General features: G+C 62.6%; 20 protein-coding genes. 6 read left to right on the forward strand and 14 right to left on the reverse strand.

The window, feature by feature from the left end:
* Positions 1-48 precede the first annotated feature (48 nt).
* Complete coding sequence (locus C7435_RS04890) at positions 49-1,572, forward strand: DEAD/DEAH box helicase (protein WP_121210255.1); 1,524 nt, start codon at positions 49-51, stop codon at positions 1,570-1,572.
* A 145-nt stretch (positions 1,573-1,717) separates the two neighbouring features.
* Complete coding sequence (locus tag C7435_RS04895) at positions 1,718-2,770, forward strand: GGDEF domain-containing protein (RefSeq protein WP_121210256.1); 1,053 nt, start codon at positions 1,718-1,720, stop codon at positions 2,768-2,770.
* A gap of 59 nt (positions 2,771-2,829) precedes the next feature.
* Here C7435_RS04895 and C7435_RS04900 read toward each other — a convergent pair whose 3' ends face one another.
* Genes C7435_RS04900 through C7435_RS04955 form a run of 12 tightly spaced genes read right to left on the reverse strand, consistent with a single transcriptional unit; the run spans position 2,830 to position 12,037 of the window.
* The gene (locus C7435_RS04900; protein ID WP_075190733.1) at positions 2,830-3,420 is read right to left on the reverse strand and encodes a glutathione S-transferase N-terminal domain-containing protein; all 591 of its coding nucleotides are present in this window, start codon (positions 3,418-3,420) and stop codon (positions 2,830-2,832) included.
* Between the two features lie 5 nt (positions 3,421-3,425).
* On the reverse strand, positions 3,426-3,785 hold the full coding sequence (locus C7435_RS04905; RefSeq protein ID WP_121210257.1) for a HesB/IscA family protein: 360 nt from the start codon (positions 3,783-3,785) through the stop codon (positions 3,426-3,428).
* Between the two features lie 9 nt (positions 3,786-3,794).
* Entirely contained in the window at positions 3,795-4,223 is a 429-nt protein-coding gene (locus C7435_RS04910; RefSeq protein WP_075190735.1) for an SUF system Fe-S cluster assembly protein, read from the reverse strand.
* An 8-nt stretch (positions 4,224-4,231) separates the two neighbouring features.
* Complete coding sequence (locus C7435_RS04915; RefSeq protein ID WP_121210258.1) at positions 4,232-5,473, reverse strand: cysteine desulfurase; 1,242 nt, start codon at positions 5,471-5,473, stop codon at positions 4,232-4,234.
* Positions 5,470-6,498 (reverse strand): SufB/SufD family protein, encoded by a 1,029-nt coding sequence (locus C7435_RS04920; protein WP_121210259.1) that lies wholly within the window; start codon positions 6,496-6,498, stop codon positions 5,470-5,472. The genes C7435_RS04915 and C7435_RS04920 overlap by 4 nt, the downstream gene beginning before the upstream one ends.
* A 3-nt stretch (positions 6,499-6,501) precedes the next feature.
* Positions 6,502-7,266 carry a Fe-S cluster assembly ATPase SufC gene (gene sufC / locus C7435_RS04925; RefSeq protein ID WP_121210260.1) on the reverse strand — a complete coding sequence of 255 codons (765 nt, stop codon included), beginning with the start codon at positions 7,264-7,266 and terminating at the stop codon, positions 6,502-6,504.
* Between the two features lie 41 nt (positions 7,267-7,307).
* Entirely contained in the window at positions 7,308-8,012 is a 705-nt protein-coding gene (locus C7435_RS04930; protein WP_121210261.1) for a hypothetical protein, read from the reverse strand.
* Between the two features lie 36 nt (positions 8,013-8,048).
* Positions 8,049-8,543: a cupin domain-containing protein gene (locus C7435_RS04935; protein WP_121210262.1), complete on the reverse strand. Its 495-nt coding sequence runs from the start codon at positions 8,541-8,543 to the stop codon at positions 8,049-8,051.
* On the reverse strand, positions 8,540-8,902 hold the full coding sequence (locus C7435_RS04940) for a hypothetical protein (RefSeq protein WP_121210263.1): 363 nt from the start codon (positions 8,900-8,902) through the stop codon (positions 8,540-8,542). Before C7435_RS04940 ends, C7435_RS04935 begins: the two co-directional genes overlap by 4 nt.
* Complete coding sequence (gene sufB, locus C7435_RS04945) at positions 8,902-10,377, reverse strand: Fe-S cluster assembly protein SufB (RefSeq protein WP_121210264.1); 1,476 nt, start codon at positions 10,375-10,377, stop codon at positions 8,902-8,904. Before sufB ends, C7435_RS04940 begins: the two co-directional genes overlap by 1 nt.
* 17 nt (positions 10,378-10,394) lie before the next feature.
* On the reverse strand, positions 10,395-11,543 hold the full coding sequence (locus C7435_RS04950; protein ID WP_121210265.1) for a cysteine desulfurase family protein: 1,149 nt from the start codon (positions 11,541-11,543) through the stop codon (positions 10,395-10,397).
* Positions 11,544-11,548: 5 nt separating this feature from the next.
* On the reverse strand, positions 11,549-12,037 hold the full coding sequence (locus tag C7435_RS04955) for an Rrf2 family transcriptional regulator (RefSeq protein WP_075190743.1): 489 nt from the start codon (positions 12,035-12,037) through the stop codon (positions 11,549-11,551).
* A 210-nt stretch (positions 12,038-12,247) separates the two neighbouring features.
* Here C7435_RS04955 and C7435_RS04960 point away from each other — a divergent pair, with 210 nt between their 5' ends.
* The gene (locus C7435_RS04960; RefSeq protein WP_075190744.1) at positions 12,248-12,931 is read left to right on the forward strand and encodes an alpha/beta hydrolase; all 684 of its coding nucleotides are present in this window, start codon (positions 12,248-12,250) and stop codon (positions 12,929-12,931) included.
* Between the two features lie 62 nt (positions 12,932-12,993).
* Here the strand turns inward: C7435_RS04960 and C7435_RS04965 are convergent, their stop codons facing one another.
* Positions 12,994-14,097 carry an anhydro-N-acetylmuramic acid kinase gene (locus C7435_RS04965; protein ID WP_075190745.1) on the reverse strand — a complete coding sequence of 368 codons (1,104 nt, stop codon included), beginning with the start codon at positions 14,095-14,097 and terminating at the stop codon, positions 12,994-12,996.
* A 63-nt stretch (positions 14,098-14,160) separates the two neighbouring features.
* On the opposite strand from C7435_RS04965, the gene tyrS reads away from it, so the two are divergent.
* Positions 14,161-15,408: a tyrosine--tRNA ligase gene (tyrS, locus tag C7435_RS04970; RefSeq protein WP_121210266.1), complete on the forward strand. Its 1,248-nt coding sequence runs from the start codon at positions 14,161-14,163 to the stop codon at positions 15,406-15,408.
* 5 nt (positions 15,409-15,413) lie between these two features.
* Here the strand turns inward: tyrS and C7435_RS04975 are convergent, their stop codons facing one another.
* Positions 15,414-18,875, reverse strand: a complete 3,462-nt coding sequence (locus C7435_RS04975; RefSeq protein WP_121210267.1) for a DUF3971 domain-containing protein — start codon at positions 18,873-18,875, stop codon at positions 15,414-15,416.
* Positions 18,876-18,978: 103 nt separating this feature from the next.
* Between C7435_RS04975 and C7435_RS04980 the strand changes: the two genes are divergently transcribed.
* Both C7435_RS04980 and C7435_RS04985 read left to right on the forward strand, forming a co-directional pair.
* Positions 18,979-19,449, forward strand: coding sequence for a peroxiredoxin (locus C7435_RS04980; RefSeq protein WP_121210268.1), 471 nt, complete (start codon positions 18,979-18,981; stop codon positions 19,447-19,449).
* The gene (locus C7435_RS04985; RefSeq protein WP_233350687.1) at positions 19,442-20,257 is read left to right on the forward strand and encodes a ferritin-like domain-containing protein; all 816 of its coding nucleotides are present in this window, start codon (positions 19,442-19,444) and stop codon (positions 20,255-20,257) included. Before C7435_RS04980 ends, C7435_RS04985 begins: the two co-directional genes overlap by 8 nt.
* Positions 20,258-20,312 lie beyond the last annotated feature (55 nt).

A 20,312-nucleotide genomic window follows, 5' to 3' on the forward strand; every position in this document is an offset into this window, starting at 1 on the left:
CGCCACTACGGCGCGGCCGTACGTTTTCTGGTCAAACAAAAGGACGCCATGACGTTCGCAGAACTGGGTCTGAGCCCGAAACTACTCGAAGCCATCGAACAAGCTGGCTATAGCGAACCGACCCCGATCCAGGCCGGCGCCATTCCTGCGGCGCTTGCCGGGAAAGATGTGCTTGGCATTGCCCAGACCGGTACCGGCAAGACTGCGTCCTTCACCCTGCCCCTGATCGAGCGCCTGTCGCGCGGCCGCGCCAAGGCGCGCATGCCCCGCTCACTGATCATTGCGCCGACCCGCGAACTCGCCGCCCAGTGCGCCGAGAATTTCGAGACCTATTCCAAGGGGCAGCGGCTTTCGATGGCGCTGCTGATCGGCGGCGTCGCCTTTGGCCCGCAAGAGGAAATCCTCAACAAGGGTGCCGACGTCCTGATTGCGACGCCGGGCCGCCTGCTTGACCATTTCGGTCGCGGCAAGCTCTTGATGACCGGCGTACAGATGCTGGTGGTCGATGAAGCCGACCGCATGCTGGACATGGGATTCATTCCCGACCTCGAAAAAATCTTCTCGCTGGTCCCGCCGCCGCCGCGCCGCCAGACACTGTTCTTCTCGGCCACCATGCCGAAGGAGATCCAGAGCCTGGTCGACCGTTTCCTGCGCGATCCTGAGCGTGTCGAAGTGTCGCGACCGGCCCAGACCGGCGCCAATATCACCCAATTGATGGTTCGCTTGACCGACAGCTCGGCCAAGGCCAAGCGCGCCGCCCTGCGGCTCGCCATGGCGCGTGAAGGCGTCCGCAACGGCATCATTTTCTCGAACCGCAAGCGCGATGTTGACGTGGTTGCCCGCTCGCTGCAGCGCCACGGTTTCTCCGCCGCCCCGATCCATGGTGACCTCGACCAGTCGGCACGCACCGCGACCCTGGCCGATTTCAAGGCCGGCACCCTGCGCTTCCTCGTCGCCTCGGATGTGGCCGCACGCGGCCTCGACATTCCCGATGTCAGCCATGTGTTCAATTACGACATGCCGCATCACGCCGACGACTATGTCCACCGCATCGGTCGCACCGGCCGCGCCGGCAAATCCGGCGAATCGATCACGATTTTTGCGCCCGGCGACGAAAAGTCGCTGTCGGCGGTGGTAAAGCTCATCAAGCAGGAGATTCCCGAGCTCACGCTTGATGGTCTCAACGACGCGTCTTCCGACGTCGGCGCCGGCTCGTCCGGCGGACGGTCTTCGTCCGGTCGTGGTAGCACGCGCAAAGGTCCCGAGAGCTCCGGGCGATCACGACGTTCGCGATCAGGCAAGTCCGAAACAGCCGAACAGCCTCCCGCGGACGCGCAACCGGCGTCGGCCGCCACGCCAAGCGAACCGGTTGAGTCTACTAAAGAAACCAAGCCGGCATCCGCAACCGACAACCGCCCGCCCCGCGCCAAACGCAACACGGACGATGCAAGCGAAGGCCATCGCAGATCGTCGCGCAAGCCGGGTCAAAAACGAGAACGCGGCTCGGATTCGGACCGGTCCGTGGTCGGCTTCGGTGACCATGTTCCCAGCTTCATGAACGCTGACCGTTAGGGGCGTCGGTTCGAAGTCAGTCCCCGACCGACGTGCAGTTGCTCATATTCCATGAGCGATTTTTACCACTTCTTTCCCTTTGCGGGGTAGCGTCCCCCTTAACCGCTGGGCGAAGTCATTCGCCTCCGCAGGAAAGGACTTTCTGGTGAACGGTCGACTGCTTGGAAAAGAAGGACGTGAGTTCGCGCTCAAAGCGCTTGATCTCATGGATCAATTCGGCATCGCGCCGACCCCCGAGAATTACGCGGTGTGGGTCTGCTTCGCCAGTGACACCAATCCGGAGCTTTGCGAAACCCTGCGCGGTCATGTTGAAGCCGGCGATGCCTTCAGCGAGACCCTGAACGCCGAATTGTTCGAGCAGTATTTCCAGTGGAAGGCTATCCAGGACGCGATTCTGGAGAGCGGTGGAGTCATGTGCCGCGAATTGGGCGCAGTCCAGGAAACGCTCGAAGCCGCCGAACGTGATACGCTTGCCTATGGCAAGGCCCTTGAAGGCGCCAGCCATGAACTGATCGCCAGCCCTGATGCCCAAGGCATGAAACGTCTGGTCGAGGGCCTCGTCTCGGCGACCGCGCGCATGCAACGGCGCAGCCAGGCGTTGGAAGATCGCCTGCAAGCGACCTCGAATGAAGTGACCCAGTTGCGCTCGCATCTGGAGAAAGTTCGCGAAGAAGCGATGACTGATGCCCTCACCGGCATCGCCAATCGCAAGCGGTTCGATGAAAGCCTGCGCCGCGCCCGCCGCGACGCCGAAACCAAGAAACAGCCGCTCAGCCTGATCCTGTGCGATATCGACTTCTTCAAACGCTTCAACGACACTTGGGGCCATCAGACTGGCGACCAGATCATCCGTTTCGTCGCGGGCTGCCTCACGCGTCATGCCGGAGAAGGCCATCTGGTCGCCCGTTATGGCGGCGAGGAATTCGGCATCGTGATGCCAAACACGGCGCCAAATGTCGCCGAACAAGTGGCCGAGAAAATTCGCAAGACGGTTGAGTCCAAGAAGCTCCTGCGCAAATCGACCAACGAAGACCTTGGCAATATCACCGTCTCGCTGGGCATTGCGACCTATCAGGATGGCGAGTCCATCGAAGAGCTTATCGAGCGTTCCGACACCAATCTCTACCGGTCCAAGACCGAGGGTCGAAATCGCACCACGGTCGATGACGGGCGCACGAATTCGCGCAGCGCTGCCTGACAGCGGCTTGCAGGAAGGGATTGAATGGTCAGACCGCCCTCGCCGGCGGTCTTTTCATATCAGGCACCGACAGGTGGTGGCGTCGCCTTGAAACTGGGCCGCGCCTCCCAGGCTTCGAGCAGGCTCTTCAGGTGTGGCCGCCCGGCACGCCACTGGCTCTCGGGATAGCGGAAATCCATGTAGGACAGCGCGACCGCCATGGTCAGCGGTCCCTGCGCCAAGGGCGTATCAAGCGCCCCGACGGCCATTTCCAATTCGTCGATTGCCCGCATGATGCCGCGCTCGCGCCGGCCGATCCAATAATCCGATTGAATGCCCTCATCGCGAACCATCTCGACCCGACGGGCCACGGTCAGATCAAGCAGGCCATTGCCCAGCGCCTCAAGCCGTCGATCATTCCAGTCTCGCGGCCACGGATCACCCGCCTGTTCACACAGATAGTCGGCGATCAACGCGCTCTCGGTATAGGCTTGGCCGTCATCCAGGACCAGGCACGGCACCCGGCCGAGCGGATTTGCGGCCAAGAGTTCCGGGTCATCATCGAACGGATGTGACTCAATTTCCTCGACCTGGCCGTCCAACCCCAGCTCGCGCACCATGACACGGCATTTGCGGGAGTATGGCGATGTCGTCGAGATAATGAGTTTCATGCCGGTCAGATCTCCTTGACAGGAACAATCGTCACGCTTTCCCCACAGCCACAAGCGTCGGTCTGATTGGGGTTGTTGAACACGAATTTCGCATGAAGCGGCGTGATTTCATAGTCGATCTGTGTGCCGAGCAAAAACAGGAGCGCCTTCGACTCCAACACGATCTCAACACCCTGGTCCTCGACACGCTCGTCGAGGGGGCCCGGGGCCTCAACATACGCCATCTCGTATTCCATGCCGGCACAGCCGCCATTCTTGACGCCGACACGCAGGAATCCGGCGCCACGTTGGACCATCAGCGCCTTGACGCGCTGGGCCGCCGCTTCACTCAGGGTAACGGCCTTGGGACGTTCACGCACGGTCACATCAGTCTCCTAAAACATGTTGAGCGCGAGTCGCGCTTCATCAGACATGCGGTCGGGCGTCCAGGGCGGCTCGAAGGTCAGATCGACCAACGCCTTGCCCACCCCGTCGACCTTTTCGACCGCGTCCTGGACCCAGCCCGGCATCTCGCCGGCCACAGGACAGCCCGGCGCTGTCAGCGACATCTGGACCTTCAAGGTCCGGTCGTCTTCGAGGTCGACCTTGTAGATCAAACCCAGCTCATAGATGTCGACCGGGATTTCCGGATCATAGACCGTCTTGAGCGCTTCAACGACGTCATCCGTGATCCGCGCCAACTCATCAGCGGGAATTGCCCCGGTGCCGTCGGCGGGGTGGCTGTCTGAGACAGCTGCATGGATGATCTCCGCTTCGGTGGGAGCGGACAGGTCAATCACATCGCGGTCGGTTCGTTCGGTCATGATAAGTCCTAGATGAGGAAGTCGCGGGCCTTTTTCAATGCGTCGACGAACGCATCGGCCTCTTCGATCGTGTTGTAGATGGCAAAACTGGCACGGGCGGTCGATGTCACGCCCATGCGCCGCATCAGCGGCTGAGCGCAATGATGGCCCGCGCGCACCGCGACACCGTATTTGTCGAGTATCTGCGCCACATCATGCGGGTGGGCACCCTCCAGCGTGAAGGAGATGATCGCCCCCTTGTCCTGGGCGGTGCCGACAAGCCGCAAGCCATCGATTTCTGCCAGACCGGTCATGGCCCGGTCCATCAGGGCGCGCTCATGCTCGAGCACCGCCAGGCGATTATGACGTTCCAGCCAGCGAATGGCGGCGCCCAGACCGATCGCATCGGCAATCGCCGGCGTGCCGGCCTCGAACTTGTGCGGCACATCGGCGAAGGTCACCCGATCCTCGAACACATCGGCAATCATCTCGCCGCCGCCCATATAGGGGGGCAGACGGTCAAGCCAGTCGCCCTTGGCATAGAGCGCGCCGATGCCCGACGGGCCATAGAGCTTGTGACCGGTGAAGACGAAGAAATCACAATCCAGGGCCTGGACGTCGACCGGCAGGTGGACCGCCGATTGCGAGCCGTCCAGCAGCACCGGAACGTCATGCGTCTTGGCGATTTCGACGATCCGGGCAGCATCATTCACCGTACCGAGCACGTTCGACATATGGGTGATGGCGATCAGCTTGGTCTTCTCATTCACCATGTCTGCCAGCTGTGAATAGTCCAGCTCTCCGGCATCGGTGACCGGTGCCCAATGCAAGCTTAGGCCTTTGGAATCAGACAATAAGCGCCAAGGAACGATATTGGAGTGATGCTCCATCTGGGAGATGATGATCTCGTCGCCAGCACTCAGCAGCTGGCCGAAACTGTTGGTCACCAGATTGATCGCTTCGGTCGAACCGCGGGTGAAGACGATCTCTTCCGTGCTCGCCGCATTGAGGAAACGGCGGACATCCTCGCGCGATTTTTCGAACTCTTCCGTCGTCTCATTCGCCAGCGTATGCAGGCCGCGATGCACATTGGCGTACGAGGCGCGATAAACGCCGGCGACACTCTCGATCACGAATTCGGGCTTTTGGGCCGACGCCGCATTGTCGAGATAGCGCAGCGGATAGCCATTGATCTCGCGTTGCAGGATCGGGAATTCGGCGCGGATCGCGTCGATGTTCAACGGTGCCTCGATTGTGCTCTGCGCCGTCATGTCAGCGCCCCCAAGCGGGTTCGCAGCCAGACCTTCAACTCATCACGCAGCGCTTCGTCGCGGACCATGTCGAGCGGTTCGGCCAGATAGCTCTCGATCAGAAGCGCCCGCGCCTTGGCTTCCGGCAGGCCGCGTTGGCGCATGTAAAAGAGCGCCGTTTCATCCAGCGTGCCGAGCGCATTGCCATGCGCGCACTGGACATCATCGGCGTAGATTTCCAGCTCCGGCTTGGCGTCGATCTCGGCTTTCTCCCCAAGCATCAAGGCCCGGTGCGTCATGCGCGCATCGGTCTGCTGTGCCGCGCGATCGACGATGAATTTGCCCTGGAAAACCCCCTGTCCGCCGGAGGCGACGGCGCCCTTTACGAGCTGCGTCGTGATGCCGCCCGGGCCGGTGTGGTGAACGACCGTCGTCGTATCGGCGTGGCGGCCGGCAGCGAGAATGTAGGCCCCACCAAGCTCGACCGAAGCGCCCTGCCCCGGATGTGCAATATGCGTCTCGTTGCGCGACAACTTGGCACCGCTGTCGATCAGCGTCTGGTTCAGCGTGGCACCTTCGTCCAGCGTGATCTCGGCCGAACCGATGAAGACGGCGCTCTCATGATGGTCGGCGACGACAATACGGTCGAGACGGCCACCGGCTTCAATCCGGACATTCAGGTGCCAATTTCCGAGCGCGCCGGCCTCACCGTGCAAGCGTTCGACAAGCGTCACGCTGGTACCGCCCGGAACGACCAGTTCGGCATCGCCGGCGCTGGCGCCTGCCGAAGCGCGCACAGCCAGCTCGATCCGGTCACCATCGGCCAATTGAGCCAGCGCATCGAGGCCGGAGACAGTCAACGCACCAACGCCTGTCACGTCATTGGCGGCGCGGCGCAGGTCGGACCATTTCCACAGCTCGTGACGACGTGTCGGCAGCCCGTCCTTGCGGGTAGTTTCGCGCAATTGCGCACGCCATCCGGTTGCACCATCCAATGCATCGATCAGGGCCTGCTCGGCCGGAATATGGGACAGGGTCAAGCTCATGCCTCAGGCCGCCTCGCCGAGATATTTGTCATAGCCTTCGGCTTCCAGCTCGCGGGCCAGTTCCGGGCCGCCCGATTTGACGATCCGGCCATCGGCCATGACATGGACGACATCCGGCGTGATGTGGTCCAAGAGGCGCTGATAATGGGTGATCACCAGCATGCCGCGATCGGGCGCCCGCAGCGCGTTGACGCCGTCGGAGACGATTTTCAGCGCGTCGATATCGAGGCCACTGTCGGTCTCGTCGAGGATGAGGAATTTCGGTTCCAGGACAAGCGCTTGGAGGATTTCCATGCGCTTTTTCTCACCCCCGGAAAAGCCGACATTGACCGGGCGTTTGAGCATGTCCATCGAGACATTCAGCTGTTTGGCCTTTTCCCGGATCAGCTTCATGAATTGAGGCGCCGAAACCTCCTCCTCGCCGCGCGTCGCACGCTGGGCGTTGAGCGCTTCCTTAAGGAAGGTGATAGTCGGAACCCCCGGAATTTCAACGGGATATTGGAAGGACAGGTAGAGACCCAAAGCGGCGCGTTCTTCCGGCGCCAGCGCGGCCAGATCCTCGCCGGCAAATTCCATCGACCCACCCGTGACCTCATAACCATCACGGCCTGTCAGCACATAGGAAAGCGTCGATTTGCCCGAACCGTTCGGCCCCATGATGGCATGCACCTCGCCCGCCGGCACGTCGAGCGACAAGCCTTTCAGGATCGGCTTTTCTTCCCCGTCCTGGGTCTCAACTTTGCAGCGAAGGTCTTGGATTTTCAGCATTGTCATGTCCGTCTCTTGTCGTCGGTGCAGCGGGATGCGGGTCAGTTGGCGAGACCCGCCTCGCAGTCGGCGGTGATCGTCGCAGCATCAAGGCCGCGGGCCATGACCCCCGATCCGTCGGTGATGGTGCAGCTGCCGTCAGCGGCGTTGATCAACATCTCGTAGATGGGAACAAATCCATCAACATCAAGCAGTTGTGCGGTTTCGTAATAGGTGGCGGCGCTGTCGCGCGTTGTCGTGATGACCAGGCCGTCGCGCAGTTCGAAGGCATCGACACCAAATCCGCCTAGCTCGCCGGACGGGTAGTAGATGCCCGCCTCATCGGCCTGCCAGACATAGTAGTAGGTGTTCACATTGCCGGTGATGTAGGGGATGAAGAGTTCCGGCGCGCCATCCTCGTTGATATCGCGCAGGGCCGGCGCCGAAACGACGCTTTCAATGGTCAGCGGATCGGAGGCGTCGAGCAGTTCGCCGGTCATCGGATCGTGCTGGGTGAAGCTGAGAATCGACTCCCATTCACCTGTTTCATAAGCGAAATTTAGCAGGACGTCTGCCGGCATCAGGGCGCAGTCGACGGCCCCGGCGGAGCCGATTTCCAGCGTGTCGCACCAGGGCATGCCGTCGTCTGCATGGGTGAAGTCCTGGCCATGGGCGGCCGTCGCGACGAGACCTGCGACAAGCACCGCGGCGAGCCGGGTCATCATCGGGGTCATCCTGGTGGCCATTGTGGTGATCATCGTCATCATCATCTTTCCCGCGTCATGGAGAGGCTGGCGCACGCGTCAGCCCTCGCCCTCCCAGTAGTCGACCGGTTCGGCGGCAAACGCGCGATGCCGGAAGGCCGGTTCATCACCATCGGCCTCGGACCAGCGCACGGCGCCGACCTTGTTGCTGTCCGGATATTCGACGACATCAACCGGCTGCATTGTCGAGACGCAGATATATTTGAGATCGCCGGTACCGGTATTGACCAGCTGGTGCGCCACCTCGCGACCGCCGGTCGGCGCGGCCAGGACATGTCCGGCGCGCACGGTGTGACGTTCCTCGCCGAAGCGATAGGTGCCCTCACCTTCCAGGATGATGATGGCTTCCTCGATGGCGTGGTGATTGTGATAGGGGAAAGCCGTCTTGCCGGGCGGCACGATGGTCAGGCAACAGCCCAGCTGTTGCAATCCGATCAACGGACCAAGCCGCGCCAAGTCGGCGGAAAAGGTCTCGCCATGCGCCAGGTTTTCCAGGGCGACATCGTCGATATGGGTGACGGGGGAGCGGGTCACAGGTCAGCCTCGGTATACTGGGCGACAACCTCGATCTTGCCGACAATCGCCGCGTTGAAGGCATCTAGCTCTTCCGCCAGCACCCACAATTCCTCATGCATACCGCCCCCGACGATCTTGCGGTCATACTGATCTGATACGTCGCGGCGCACGGCAAACCGCGTAACATAGCCAAGCTTGTCCGCGTTGTGCCGGACATTCCAGTCGCGCGCGATCTGGCGAGCATAGGCCTCATTCGTCACCGGATAGAAGATCGGTTGTTCGGGAAGACGCGGCGGAAAGGCCTGCCAGTCGGCAGCCTCTATCAGCGCCAGTTCCTTGGTGCCGACAGGCCGGTAAAGCGTGACCGTTTCACTCATCACCCCACACTCCCCTCAAGGCTCACCTTGAGCAGCGCTTGCGCTTCCACCGCAAATTCCATCGGCAATTGCTGCAACACATCACGGACGAAGCCATTCACCAGAAGCGCTGTGGCCGCCTCTTCGCCCAGCCCGCGCTGGCGGGCGTAGAAGAGCTGGTCCTCGGAGAGTTTGGTCGTCGTGGCCTCGTGCTCGAGCACGGCCTTGGGCGTCTTGCACTCGACATAAGGCACGGTGTGGGCGCCACACTGGTCACCGATCAACAGGCTGTCACACTGGGTGAAATTGCGCGCGCCCTCAGCCTTGCCGTGCACGGAGACAAGCCCGCGATAGGTCTGGTCGGAACGGCCGGCGGAAATGCCCTTGGAAATGATACGGCTGGTCGTGCCCTTGCCGAGATGGATCATCTTGGTGCCGGTATCGGCCTGCTGGCGACCATTGGTCACCGCGATCGAATAGAATTCACCGCGCGAATTATCGCCGCGAAGGATGCAGGACGGGTATTTCCAGGTGATGGCGGAGCCGGTCTCGACCTGGGTCCAGGAGATCTTGGAATTCTTGCCGCGGCAATCGCCGCGCTTGGTGACGAAATTATAAACCCCACCCTTGCCGTTCTCATCCCCCGGCCACCAGTTCTGGACGGTGGAGTATTTGATCTCGGCATCGTCCAGCGCGACCAGTTCGACCACGGCGGCATGGAGTTGGTTCTCGTCGCGCATCGGCGCCGTACAGCCCTCCAGATAGGACACGTAAGCGCCCTTGTCGGCGATGATCAGCGTGCGCTCGAACTGTCCGGTGCCTTGCGCATTCATGCGGAAATAGGTCGAGAGCTCCATCGGGCAGCGCACGCCTGGCGGGACATAGACGAAGGAGCCGTCCGAGAAGACGGCGGTGTTCAGCGTCGCAAAGAAATTGTCCGAGGCCGGCACGACCGAGCCAAGATATTTGCGGACAAGCTCGGGATGCTCGCGCAGGGCTTCGGAGATCGAGCAGAAGATCACCCCGGCCTTGGCCAACTCGGCCTTGAAGGTCGTGACCACCGACACGCTGTCGAAGACGGCATCAACTGCGACCCGGTTCTCCGAACCTTTGACGCCCAGCAGGACTTCCTGCTCCTTCAGCGAAATGCCCAGCTTGGCGAAATCGGCGAGGATTTCCTCGGGCACATCGTCAATGCTGTCATACTTCGCGCCGGCCTTGGGCTCGGCATAGTAGTGAATGTCCTGATAGTCGATCTTCGGATAATCGACCTTGGCCCATTCCGGCTCCTTCATCGCCTTGAAGCGTTCCAGGGCTTCCAGACGCCATTGCAGCATCCAGTCCGGCTCGCCTTTCTTGGCCGAGATGAGACGCACGGTCTCCTCGTTCAGCCCCTTGGGAGCGAGGTCCTGTTCGATGTCCGTCGTGAAACCGTACTTGTACTTGTCGGCTTCAAGCTTGCGAACGTCTTCAATGGTTTCCTTGACCGCAGCCATGATATCCTATCGCCTCTTCAGGCACTTGCTTTGAGTGTCGGGGAAATGCGCGCCAGAGCCGCCGACCACGCGTCGACGAAGGCGTCTGCATCATCCGGTTTCGAATTCCAACCCAGGCTTACACGCACAAAGCCCTGCGACGCCGCTTCGGGCAGGCCAAGCGCGGTGCCGACCTTCGAGCCTTTTGACGTGCCCGAGGAACAGGCCGAGCCGGCGCTGATCGCAAAACCGGCCAGGTCGAGCGCCATGACCTGGGTCGCGCCGGGCCAGCCCGGCTGGCTCAGGCCGAGCGTGTTGGGCAATCGCGGTGCCCCGGCACCGATCTCGATCAGATCCGGCGACACGGCCTTGAGCGCCGCCGCCATGCGATCACGGTGGATTGCCAGCGCCGCGAACGCGCCGAGCGAGGTGACCGCCTCATCGAGCGCTGTCGCCAGGCCGACAATGCCGGCCACGTTCAAAGTGCCGGCACGGCGGCCCTTTTCCTGGCCACCGCCATGATGATGACGGGCCATCGGCGCATTACAGCTCGCCAATAATGCGCCAACACCCTGGGGGCCACCGAACTTGTGGGCCGAAATGGCCATGTAGTCGCAACCCAGACCGGCGAAATCGACAGGGATCTTGCCCACCGCCTGGATGGCATCAACGACGCTCAACCCGCCTGCTTCGCGGATCAGTGGCGTTGCCGCGGCAACCGGCTGGATGGTGCCGATCTCATTGCTCGCCAGCATCATCGCCAAAACGGGCTTGCCGTCAGCCGGGGTCCAGCGTGACAAGCGCTCGACCAGCCAATCGACCTCGACAACACCTTGCGCATTGACCGGCCAAACCTCGACCGGCAGGCCGCTGGCCCGGGCCGTGGCCGCGACGGCTTCGTGTTCAATCGCAGTGACAATAATCCGTCCGATCCCGCCACCGCTGATCGTCGCATGGATTGCCAGGTTGAGCGCCTCGGTGCCACCGGAGGTAAAAACAATGTCTTCGGGACGCGCACACAATGCCTTGCCGACCTGACGACGCGCCGTCTCGACCCGCGCCAGGGCCGCTTGGCCATCAGCATGCACCGAGGACGGATTGCCGACACGGGTCATGATATCGGTCATCGCCGACACGGTGCCGGGCCGGACCGTCGTGGTCGCGTTATGATCAAGATAGGTGCGCATGAACTCTACTCAGCCGCGTGAATGTCGTCGGCAACAGCCGCTCTGGCAGGACGCTCGATCCGGCCCATGGCGCCTGACGCCGACCCAAACAGGCGACGCTCGAGTACGTCTTCCAGGGTGACCGAGGACAGGTAGAGATAGATGTGCCGACCCAGCTCATCCCACAGGTCGTGCGTGATGCAGCGGCGGCCATCGCTGAGACAGCCCTTGGCTTGCGAACAGCGCGTCGCACGCAGCGGCTCGTCGACGGCGAGGATGATGTCGGAAATCCGGATCTGGCCGGCGCCGCGGCTCAGCCGGTAACCACCGCCAGGTCCGCGAACCGAGGACACAATGTCCGCGCGGCGCAACTTGGCGAATAATTGCTCAAGATAAGACAGCGAGATTGACTGGCGCGACGCGATGTCACTCAGCGTCACCGGACCGGTGTCAGCGGCATCCGCCAAGTCGGCCATCGCCATGACGGCATAGCGACCTTTTGTGCTCAGCTTCATGCGTTTACCTCCTTAAACACTCGCATCCGGCAGGCCGATCATGCTAAGACCCGCCTTTCCGGAAGGGGGGCTGACCTCGATGCGAGGGACGCACGTCCAATATCCGAGTGAATTAGTCAAGAATATGGGCGCGCTTTTGTGCACTTGCAACGGGCGAAATGCCGCATATTCACCAGACACAGACTTAGAGACCCAAAAAGGCGAGACTGAATGCCTGATGTGATCATTCCCGGCCCGGCCGGCCGGCTTGAAGGGCGCTATAGCCCGAGCGAAGATCCTACCGCTCCGATTGCCCTGATTTTGCATGCCCATCCGCTGGGCGGCGGGCATATGGAAAACCCGTCCGTGGACATGATGTATGACGTGTTCCGCAAGCGCGGTTTCGCGACCCTACGGTTCAATTTCCGCGGCGTCGGGCGCTCCCAGGGCAGCTATGACCAGGGGCTTGGCGAACTCTCGGACGCCGCCACTGTTCTCGACTGGGTCCAGGGCTATAACCAAGGTGCGCGCTTTTGCTGGGTCGCCGGGCATTCCTTCGGTGCCTGGGTCGGCATGCAGCTTCTGATGCGCCGCCCGGAGATTGCCGGCTTCGTCTCGGTCGCCCCGCCGACCAACATGTATGACTTCACCTTCCTGGCGCCCTGCCCGGCTTCCGGCATCATCGTGCACGGCGCGGCCGACAAGATCGTGCCGCCGGATGATGTCGAACGCGTGATGTCGAAAGTCCGTGTCCAGAAGGGTATCGAGATCACAACGGAGGTCGTGCCGGACGCCAATCACCTCTTCTCCGAACATCTCGACGTGCTGGAAAAGCATATCGAAACCTATCTCGAAAGCCGGCTGCCGCTGGTCGAGAAGGAGCGTTCGGAACGCACGATCACCGGCAAACGCTGAGCGTGACAGCGCCCTGATTGAACAAAGCCCCGGCCGATCGGTCGGGGCTTTTTCATTGCCCCCTAGGGGTCGGCGCGCCGGCCGCCGCAGACCGGCTCGCTGGCACCGGTCGTTGAGGGCAGGCTTGTCGGCAGACCGGAATCAACGCGCGCGGCCAGCCAGGCAAAAGCCTCGGCTTCCAGCAGGTCTCCCCGCCAGCCCACAGCTTCCACCGGCTCCTGCACCAGGCCGGTCGCCTCACCGAGCGCCGCCATCAAGACCGGATTGTGACGACCTCCCCCGGTGACCAGAACACGTTCGGGTCGGCCCAGAGCGGCAATCGCGTCGGCAACAGTCCGTGCCGTAAACGCAGTGAGGGTCGCGGCGCCGTCTTCGGCAGCAAGGTCAAGCACCGGGTCGAGCGTAAAATCCCAGCGGTCGAGCGATTTCGGCGGTTTCAGCGCGAAGAAGGGATGCGTCATCAGGACGTCGAGCGCTGCCTGATCGATCAGGCCCCGCGCCGCCAGCTTGCCGCCATGATCATAAGCCTGTCCGACCATGCGATGACACCAGGCGTCGATCAGGCCGTTGGCCGGTCCGGTGTCGAACGCGACGGGATCCGCATCAGGCGCGAGCCAGGTCACATTGGCGACGCCGCCCAGATTGAGCACGGCGAGCGGCCGTGTCAGCCCTGACTGGCGCGCCAGTGCATCATGATAGAGCGTGGCCAGAGGCGCACCCTGTCCGCCCTTGACCATGTCGGCGGAGCGGAAATCATGGATCACCGAGATGCCGGTGGCCCGCGCCAAAGCCGGACCATCGCCGATCTGCAGCGTCTGACCGTTGGCGCCGGCGGCCGGCGCCTTGTGAAGCACGGTCTGGCCGTGAAAGCCGAGCAGATCGATATCCGCTGCCGCCAGGCCAGCGGCATCCAATACCCGCTGGACGGCGAGACTATGGCGCAGGGTCAGAACGCGTTCGGCGGCACCGAAATCCGGCCTGGGACCAACAAATCCCCACGCCAACGCGCGATCAACCGCGTCCTGCAGGATAGCCCGGTCATTGTCGGAATAGGCCTGGGTTTCGCCGGGGCCGAAACGGGCGATCCGGTCGCCATCCGTCTCGATCAGGGCGGCGTCGATTCCGTCGAGCGAGGTCCCGCTCATCAAGCCGATGATCCGTTTCATGCAAGCCCCCTCTTTTCCCGGCGCTCCAGTCGACCTAGAAGCGTCCTATCAGGAGACATCTTCATGAGTGATTACAAGTCCCAGCTGGTGCGCGATCTCGTTGAACGCGGCTATCTCAACCAGGCCACCGACATTGACGGTCTCGACAAGGCCGCCAGCGAAGGCGTGGTGACGGGCTATATCGGCTTTGACGCGACGGCAACCAGCCTGCATGTCGGCTCACTCGTGCAGATCATGATGTTGCGCCGCATCCAGCAGGCCGGCCACAAGCCGATCATCCTGATGGGCGGCGGCACCACCAAGATCGGCGACCCGTCGGGCAAGGACAAGTCGCGCTCCATGCTCACCGACGAGGCCATCAACACCAATATCGACGGCATCCTGCAGGCCTTCCGGCCGCTGGTGCAGATCGGCGATGGCCCGACCGATGCCGTGCTGGTCAATAATGACGAATGGCTGTCGGAGTTCGGCTATATCGACTTCCTGCGCAAATTCGGGCCGCATTTCACCATCAACCGGATGATGACCTTTGACTCGGTCAAGCTGCGCCTCGACCGCGAACAGCCGCTCACCTTTCTGGAATTCAACTACATGCTGCTGCAGGCGGTCGATTTCCTCGAACTGAACCGGCGCTATGGCTGTACGCTGCAGCTCGGCGGCGGCGATCAGTGGGGCAATATCATCAATGGCGTCGAACTGTGCCGCCGGGTCGACCAGAAAGAGGTCTACGGCTTCACCACGCCGCTGATCACCACCGCCTCCGGCGCCAAGATGGGCAAGACGGCAGACGGCGCGGTCTGGCTCAATGCCGATATGCTCAGCGCCTATGAGTACTGGCAGTTCTGGCGCAATACCGAAGATGCCGATGTCGGTCGCTTCCTGCGCCTGTTCACCGATCTGCCGCTGGACGAAATCGCCGATCTGGAAGCGCTCGAAGGAGCCCGGATCAATGATGCCAAAGTCCGTCTCGCCAATGAGGCAACGGCCCTGCTGCACGGTGTGGACGCGTCGCGCGCTGCCGAGGAGACAGCCCGCCAGACCTTCGCCCAGGGCGGCGTCGGCGCGGCACTACCGACGATCGAGTTCGGCGGACTGGACAGCGGCGACGTCTTGTTGATCAGCCTGTTCATCGCCGCCGAGCTGGCATCGTCGAACGGAGAAATGCGCCGCCACATCAAGGCCGGTGCGGCCAAGGTCAATGACAAGCCGCTGACCGACCCGTTCGCCAAGGCCAGCTCTGCCGATCTGGTCGATGGCGCCATCAAGCTGTCGATCGGGAAAAAGCGCCACGCCCTCGCCAAGCCAGCCTGACGGGATCAGTTCTCGCCGGAATCTGTGTCGGGATCAGGGTCGGGGTCAGCGGATTCGGATCCAGACTCCGGTTCGACGGGTGCGGCCTCGTCCTCACGGGCACGGTCACGCGCCGCGCGCTCAGCCGCCGTGCCTTCGAACATGCGCCGCAACACACCCGGTGCCAGCGCCGAGAGCGGATTGGCGAAGACGGTCAGACTGTCGAACGGGCCTTCCACCGAATAGGTGATGCCGATCACCCCCTCGCCCGGCCGCGACACCAGCACCTCGCCGATGATCGGCAAGCCACCGAACAGGGAATTGATCACGTAGGACGGGGCGAGATTGCCATCGATGGCGGCATGACTGTCGGCAAAGTCGATGGTGCCCGCCCCGGTCACGCCCAGCGCACTGCCGCGGGCCCGCCCCTCGCCGATGGTCAGCAGCCCGTCTTCATAGGCGATATCGGCATCAACCGCGTCAAAGCTGATCCCCTCGCCATTGAGCAAGGCGCCAAGGCCCTGGAAGGAGCCGGCCGCCAGAATGCGGGCGAGCACAGGAACCTGGACCAGGGTCAGGTCACGCACTTCAACGCGCGCCGTCAGCGGTCCTTCCGTACCCAGTGGCGGCGCACTGCCGAGCACCGAGACCTGACCACCGAGGGCATAACCCTCAATGCCAAGCAGGGCTGATATCCGTTCCAGCGATTGCGCCTCGATGCGGAAATCACGCGGACCGCCGGCCTCGCTCGCGCCAAAGGAGGCCTGGAAGGGCCCATCCATCGCATTGCCTGATACGGACACCGCCCGGATACCGGCGGCTTCGCTACGCCAGATCAGGTTGAACTGATCGAGCACGCTCTGTTCGGACAGGATGAGGCGTCCGACATCGACCTGCAACGACAGCGGCAGAGTGATCCCGCCTTCACCGCCAAGCGAGGTGATGTGCGGCATGATCGAGCTGATATCGGCATACTGTCCCGCCAGACGCACCCGCAGCGCTTGCTCGGCGTCGAGGGCCGGCGTGACCTGTCCGGTCAAGTCCATCAGCCCTTCGACGAAAAGCCGGTCCACCGTGACATTTTCCAGCCCGCCGGCCGCACCAATCAAGGCTGATGCTTCCAACCCCGCGCCGGCCGCAGCAAGCCGGATGGCACCAAGTTCATAACCCCCAACATCCCGACGGACGAGATTGAGCGAGGCGCTGCCCGGCGCGCCCGCCTCCTTCGCCCACAATCCACCCGGCGCCTCGATCAGCGCGTCAACCAGATCGGCCTCGATAGCGACCGAGCGAAAGTCGAGCCCGTCCGACACCGCCTCGGCAGCGATCCGGATCGAGCCGTCGAAATAACGGCGCGCCGGCATGTTGAACCGGTCCAGCGTGCGGGCATTGATGACCGCTTCCAGTCCGATCCGGGTCGACGCCTCGCCATCAGCCAGGCCGAATGTCTCACGCCAATCGATCTGCACGGGCGCGTCGAAAAGTCGGGCCGTGCCGGATGCCTGCAACCCGTCCTGGTCGGCGGAAATATCGACCTCGCCGCCGCTGATCGCATAATCGGTTCCGGGAATATCGAGCGAGGCATTCGAGAAATGCCCGGTGATGACAAAGGGAATGTCCTCCGGCGCGACCTCGGTCAGCATGGCGCGACTGATCTCGAACCGCATCTCGCCATCGCCGCCGATTTGCGCCGGATCGAGCCCGTAATCTGAAACGAGGTAGAGCGGCTCCTCGTCAATCAGCGCCAATATGTCCGAGCCCCGGCCACGTGCCACACCGCCATAGCGCGCCATGGCACCTTTCGGGTTGAGGCGCGGCAGGTCGACAAAGCCCTCGCTGATCACAAGATCCCCGATCCGGCCACGATCCATCTGCACTTCGAAGGAATTGCCGTGCAGAGTCGCCGAGCCGCGCCCCTCAGTGATCGGCGTCATTGTCGAAATGTAGCGGACATGCGCGTCCTCAAAATCGAAACTCAAACGCATGCGGTCGTCGTCGAGCCGCCCCTCGTCAATTGCCGAGGCCGGCAGATCGAGGAAGAAGCGGGCGTTGAAAAACCGCCCGCCCAGAATGCCTTCGCTGACCCAGGTCCGACCGCCATCCGCGAGTTCGACCGGCCAATAAGCGAGCACAGTCTGAGGTTGGATATCGCCGGTGATCGGCCCTTCCAGCTGCATGTTGGGCAGCCAGCTGCCATCCGGGCGCTGCTCCAGCTGCAAACCACCGCTGAGTTCGGCCCGAATGGTGTCGATCTCGAGATCGAGATGGTCGAACATCACCGCAAACTCATCAAGGCGGATTTCCCCGGACGCGGCCAGGAGCTCCCATGTCGGCACTCGTTCGAAAACGGGCCCGATATCGACAAAGCCCTCTCCGATAGCCAGATCAAACCGCGCCCGAGTCGGCAACACGCCTTCATAATCACCGATATCGGTCAGCTGCCCTTCAATCGAAGCGGCAAAAAGGTCTGAGCGGACCCGGCCGGAATGCAGCGTCAGCTCGCGCAGGACCGGATCGAAACTGGCATAGAGATTGGCGCCTTCAAACGCATGCATCTCGCCATCGACCAGTATCCCGCCTTCGCCAATATCCAACTGCAACGAGGCCGTGCGTATCCCGCTGTCGCGGGTCGCATCGATCACCAGGTTCAGATCGATCGGGGCGTCCAGCGCCCGCAGTGCGGAAGCGGGACCGGTGTCCGGCAGGATACCGGCCGGGGACAATCCCTCAAAGCTGGCCTCCAGCAACAGGCTTTCAAGATTATTGCCGGCCCGCAATCGTAGCGCCACTGGCGCAAACCCCGATGGCGTCGCCAATTGCCCGTCGATCTCGGCCAGTATCCGGTTATCGTCGCGGTCGAAGACGACCCCGGCCGAATCGACAAACCAGGCCAGACCCACAACGTCATCAACCACGCGCACTGCGGCATTCGACACATTGACCCGCCGCAAGCGACCCAGTTGCGCCGGCGCTTCCGGTCCGGACAGGATTTCAAACAGGGAGGCGCTGTCATCGCCGCCGCGCGCCGGTTGCCGCGCCGTCGCCGCCACCCGTTCAACACCGCCGAGTCCCGCCCCCACCGCGCCGTCGGCGCGACGCACGACGGACACCGACCCGCCATCAATTGTCAGCTCAATCGGTTCAACCCGGCCGAAGATCAAGGCATCGGCCGCCAGTCCCGCTTCGATACGCGGCGCCCGGCTGACCACCTCACCGGACGCTTCCGCCACGGTCACATCCGTCGCGACCAGCACAATGGTACGCGACGACGGTTCAAATCGCGCCTGCAGCGCTCCCAACGCCACGACCTCGCCTTCAAAGGCGCTGGCCAGCATGGCCTGGGCATCCTCACGCAGGAATTCCAATTCGACCGGACCTGATGACAGGCGCCACAGCACGAATCCGATCGCGAAAATGCTCAGGGCCAGCAGCGCCGCCACGGCTTCGAGCAGGTAGATCAACGTCCATTTGACGGATTTGCGCAGCATTCAGACCGGCCTTCCCGCAGTCCGCACACTGGACGTGGCGGCCCGGAACCGCACATTACACGGCAAGACAAGCCATGCAGGCGAAACCAGACAGGGAAATGACATGAGTGAACTCAAAACCGGCGACCTTGCTCCGACTTTCAAACTGCCCGCCGATGGCGGTGACGAGATCGACCTCGCAAACCTGCGCGGCCAGATCGTCGTCCTCTATATGTATCCCAAGGACGACACCCCCGGCTGTACCACAGAAGCCCTCGATTTCACGGCGGCAAGCGCGGCTTTTGCCAATGCCGGCGCAGTCGTCATCGGCCTGTCCAAGGATAGCGTCAAAAGACATGACAATTTCAAGGCCAAACATGGGTTGCAGGTGCGTCTGGTCTCGGACCCGGAGGGCGAGACCATTGAAGCCTACGGGTCCTGGGTGCTCAAAAAACTCTATGGGCGCGAATATATGGGCATTGATCGCTCAACCTTTCTGATCGATCGCGAAGGCCGGATTGCCCGTATCTGGCACAAGGTCAAAGTGAAAGGTCATGTCGATGAGGTCATCGGGGCCGTGCGCGAACTTGGCTGACGCAGGCGACATTCTGACCCTGGCCCGCAGCGTGTTGGCGACGGCATCGCCGGACGCCAAGGCGGACCGGGCCCGCGAGGTGGCTGCGCTTTGGCGAGCCGGCCGGGCGCCACTGCCAATGCAGGGCGTCATTCCGGCCGATCACCCGGCCAGGCCGGACCGCCCCCGGCTTGTCGCCCCGGCCGATGTCCCGCGGCGGCGGTTGAACAGCCCGGCCGGACGGGTGGCCTTGCTGCACGCCGTCGCCCATATCGAGTTCAACGCCATTGATCTCGCCTTCGACATGCTGGCCCGCTATGCCCTCGACGACGCGCTGGCCGACGAGGCCCGCACGGCCTTTATTGATGACTGGATCGGTGTCGGCGACGACGAGGCTCGCCATTTTCGCCTCATTACCGGACGCTTGGCCGAACTCGGCGCCGGCTACGGTGATTTTCCGGCCCATAGCGGGTTGTGGGACGCGGCGATGGCAACGCGCGATTCGCTGGCCGGCCGCCTCGCCGTCGCGCCGCTCGTGCTGGAGGCCCGCGGGCTGGATGTGACACCCGGCATGATCAACCGGCTCGTCTCTGCCGGGGACACGGTCAGTGCCGACTGCCTGCGGACGATCTACACCGAGGAAATCGGTCATGTCGCCGCCGGAGCGCGCTGGTTTCGCCACGTTGCGGCGCGCGCTGGCGAGGATCCGGTGACCTGGTTCCAAGCTCTTGTACGCAAACACTTCAGTAGTGGTTTGAAACCGCCCTTCAACGCCGAGGCGCGGTTGCGCGCCGATCTGCCGCCCGAATTTTACGAGACGCTGATATAGTCCGGCGCATCTCTTGCATCGGACTTGTTGATATTGGGGCCGGTTTTGTGTCACA

The organism is Maricaulis maris, from assembly GCF_003634045.1.
Lineage (GTDB): Bacteria > Pseudomonadota > Alphaproteobacteria > Caulobacterales > Maricaulaceae > Maricaulis > Maricaulis maris.